Annotated in this window: 2 protein-coding genes and 1 pseudogene; all 3 read left to right on the forward strand. The window is 63.5% G+C overall.

The genetic code is table 11. The features are described 5' to 3' along the window. Window positions 1-1,962, forward strand: a 1,962-nt coding sequence (gene infB, locus MOV63_RS32080; RefSeq protein ID WP_247039788.1) for a translation initiation factor IF-2, incomplete at its 5' end; no start/stop codon positions are given. Window positions 1,963-2,197: 235 nt separating this feature from the next. Next, complete coding sequence (gene kduD, locus MOV63_RS32085; RefSeq protein ID WP_247039789.1) at window positions 2,198-2,956, forward strand: 2-dehydro-3-deoxy-D-gluconate 5-dehydrogenase KduD; 759 nt, start codon at window positions 2,198-2,200, stop codon at window positions 2,954-2,956. A gap of 257 nt (window positions 2,957-3,213) precedes the next feature. Beyond that, window positions 3,214-3,827: pseudogene (locus tag MOV63_RS32090) on the forward strand (hypothetical protein); the annotation flags it as partial.

Genomic DNA, 3,827 nt, shown 5'->3' on the forward strand with positions numbered 1-3,827 from the left:
GGCCGTGGCCGTGTCCCGGTCGCTGCTCCCGCCAAGGTTCCGGCCCGTCCGAAGACCGAAGACGAACGCCGCCGCGGCAAGCTGACGGTAACCACGGTCAGCACGGACGACGACGGCAATGCCCGTGGCCGTTCGATGGCCGCTACCCGCCGCCGGCAGGAGAAGTTCCGCCGCAGCCAGATGCAGGAAACGCGCGAAAAGGTCATGCGCGAAGTCATCCTGCCGGAAACCATCACCATTCAGGAACTGTCGCAGCGCATGTCCGAACGCGCCGTCGACGTCATCAAGTACCTGATGAAGGAAGGCCAGATGATGAAGCCAGGCGACGTCATCGACGCCGACCTCGCCGAGATCATTGCCGGCGAATTCGGCCATACCGTCAAGCGCGTTTCCGAATCCGACGTCGAAGAAGGCATCTTCAACGTTGCCGACGACGAAGGCGAAATGGTTTCGCGCCCGCCGGTCGTCACCATCATGGGCCACGTCGACCACGGCAAGACCTCGCTGCTCGACGCCATCCGCCATGCCAACGTGGTCTCCGGCGAAGCCGGCGGCATCACCCAGCATATCGGCGCCTATCAGGTGGAACAGAACGGCCAGAAGATCACCTTCATCGATACCCCCGGCCACGCCGCCTTCACGGCCATGCGTGCCCGTGGTGCGCAGGCGACGGATATCGCAATCCTGGTGGTTGCAGCCGACGACAGCGTGATGCCGCAGACGATCGAATCCATCGCCCATGCCAAGGCAGCGGGTGTTCCGATCATCGTGGCGATCAACAAGATCGACAAGCACGAAGCCAACCCGGACAAGGTTCGCCAGCAGCTTCTGCAGCACGAAGTGTTCGTGGAATCGCTCGGCGGTGAAGTGCTCGACGTCGAAGTGTCGGCCAAGAACAAGGTCAATCTCGACAAGCTGCTCGAAGCCATCCTGCTGCAGGCCGAAATCCTCGACCTCAAGGCCGATCCGAGCCGTACCGCCGAAGGCATCGTCATCGAAGCCCAGCTCGACCGTGGCCGCGGCGCGGTTGCGACCGTGCTCGTCCAGAAGGGCACGCTGAAGCCGGGCCAGATCATCGTCGCCGGCGATCAGTGGGGTCGCGTTCGCGCGCTCGTCAACGACAAGGGCGACCATGTGAAGGAAGCCGGTCCGGCCATGCCGGTCGAGGTGCTCGGTCTTTCCGCCACTCCGGCCGCCGGCGACAGGTTCGCCGTGGTCGAGAGCGAAAGCCGTGCCCGCGAGATTTCCGAATATCGCCAGCGGCTTGCCCGCGACAAGGCGGCTGCCCGCCAGTCCGGCCAGCGCGGTTCGCTCGAACAGATGATGAGCCAGCTCCAGAATACCGGCTTGAAGGAATTCCCGCTGGTCATCAAGGGTGACGTGCAGGGTTCGATCGAAGCGATCATCGGCGCACTGGACAAGCTCGGCACCGACGAAGTGCGTGCCCGCATCGTTCATTCGGGTGCCGGCGGCATCACCGAATCGGATATCTCGCTTGCCGAGGCATCCAATGCGGCCATCATCGGCTTCAATGTCCGAGCCAACCCGCAGGCACGAACAGCCGCTGAACGCGAAGGTCTCGAAATCCGCTACTACAACATCATCTACGATCTGGTGGATGACGTGAAGCAGGCGATGTCGGGCCTCCTGTCTCCGGAACGTCGCGAAACCTTCATCGGCAATGCCGAGATCCTCGAAGTGTTCAACATCACCAAGGTCGGCAAGGTCGCCGGTTGCCGTGTCGTCGAGGGCAAGGTCGAGCGTGGAGCGGGCGTCCGCCTTATCCGCGACAACGTCGTCGTCCACGAAGGCAAGCTCAAGACGCTCAAGCGCTTCAAGGACGAAGTCAGCGAAGTGCCGATGGGCCAGGAATGCGGCATGGCGTTCGAGAATTACGAAGACATGCGCGCAGGCGACGTCATCGAATGCTTCCGCGTGGAGCATATCACGCGCTCGCTGTGACCTCCGGCGAACAGCCCGAACAATTAAAGGAGCCGCCCGTGACCTTCACGGGCGGCTCCTGGCATTTTGGGTATTCGGTTTCTCGTGAGGAACTGGCTGCGGGGACTGAATCTCTCAATCCATGGCCCCAAGGGGGCCGGCCTCGATATGGCAAAAATTTTCAGCTTCAACCCGAGAGCTCGCGACGGTAAGCATCTACCCTATATCCGCATTTCCAGTTTCCGAGGAGGACAACATGCCGATTTCATTCGACCTGACGGGCAAGACGGCGATCGTGACCGGCGCCAATACGGGCCTTGGCCAGGCGATATCCGTGGCGCTGGCGCAGGCCGGCGCTGACGTGGCGCTGGTCGGACGCTCCTCCATGGCCGAGACGGAAGCCGCAGTCAGCGCGGCGGGTGGGCGCAGTCTGTCGATCCAGGCGGACCTTTCGACGCTCGAGCCGGTTGATCGGGTCATCAGCGAAACGGTCGCATGGACGGGGCGTGCCGATATCCTCGTCAACAATGCCGGGATCATCCGCCGGGCCGATGCGATCGATTTCACCGAGACCGACTGGGACGCGGTGATGGACGTGAACCTGAAGACCGTGTTCTTCCTCTCCCAGGCGTTTGCACGCCGGCTGATCACCGAGGGCAAGGGCGGCAAGATCGTCAATATCGCCTCGCTGCTCTCCTTCCAGGGCGGCATCCGCATCCCTTCCTATACCGCTTCGAAGAGCGGTCTCGCCGGCCTGACCCGACTGCTTGCCTGCGAATGGGCCGGCAAGGGCATCAACGTCAACGCCATTGCGCCGGGTTATTTCTCGACCAACAATACCGAGGCACTGCGCAACGACCCGGATCGCAACGCGGCAATCCTCAGCCGTATTCCGGCCGGACACTGGGGCCAGCCGGAAGAGCTCGGCGGAGCCGCCGTATTCCTCGCCTCGCCGGCCTCCGACTATATCCATGGCATCGTGCTGCCGGTCGACGGCGGCTGGCTGGCGCGGTAGACGTCCGTCAGCGCAATTTTCCGGCACAGGGAATGCCGATCCAGGGCAAATGGGTTAATGATCCCGTCCCGCATTAATGTGATCGGCATTCTCAAGATTTATTAGTTGCCATTTCTACTCATGTTTATTATCCGGTAGCTGCAACATCGCGAACCCGGCGGCAGTGGCCGGCGGCGTTCGGATGCCCGTTTCCGTCATCGTCGACCTGGTGCTCCGGCGCTGTCCGCGATGACGAACAGTCCGGAGTATCGCCTGCCATGACCGCTGCCCTGAAGCCCGCCTTTTCGATGCGCCAACCGATGAGGAGCCGGTTTCCGATGGCCCTCGCGGCACTGGCAATGACGGCTTCGACGGTGATGGCACAGACGCCTGCTCCGGATGCGTCAACGCAAGCGCCGCCGCCACCGCAGACGACCTCACCTTCTGGTGCACACCCGACGCAGGCGGCTCCCGCTCCTGCCGTGCAGGCAGCGCCTACAACCTCCCGCACGGTGCCGAATGAGCCGGCAGCTTCCGCCCCGCAACCCGCCGTTCCGACGGGAGCACCGGCGAGCAATGCTGCCCAGCCAACGCCTGCCAGCCCGCCACAGACCCCGGCCCAGCCGCCGGCGGCGCGCCAGCCGATCGACATGTTCACCCAGTTCCTGGAGCCTGGACGGCGTTCGGACCTGCCGCACAACCTTTCGCCCTGGGGCATGTTCATGGCGGCCGATTGGGTCGTCAAAAGCGTGATGATCGGGCTCGCGTTCGCGTCGCTGATCACCTGGACCGTCTGGCTCGCGAAGACGCTGGAGCTTGCAGGCGCCCGCACTCGCGCGGCACGCACGCTGAAGGTCATCCGCACTTCCCGCACGCTTTCGGAGGCCGTCGG

The sequence above is a fragment of the Neorhizobium sp. SHOUNA12A genome, assembly GCF_023006505.1.
GTDB lineage: Bacteria > Pseudomonadota > Alphaproteobacteria > Rhizobiales > Rhizobiaceae > Neorhizobium.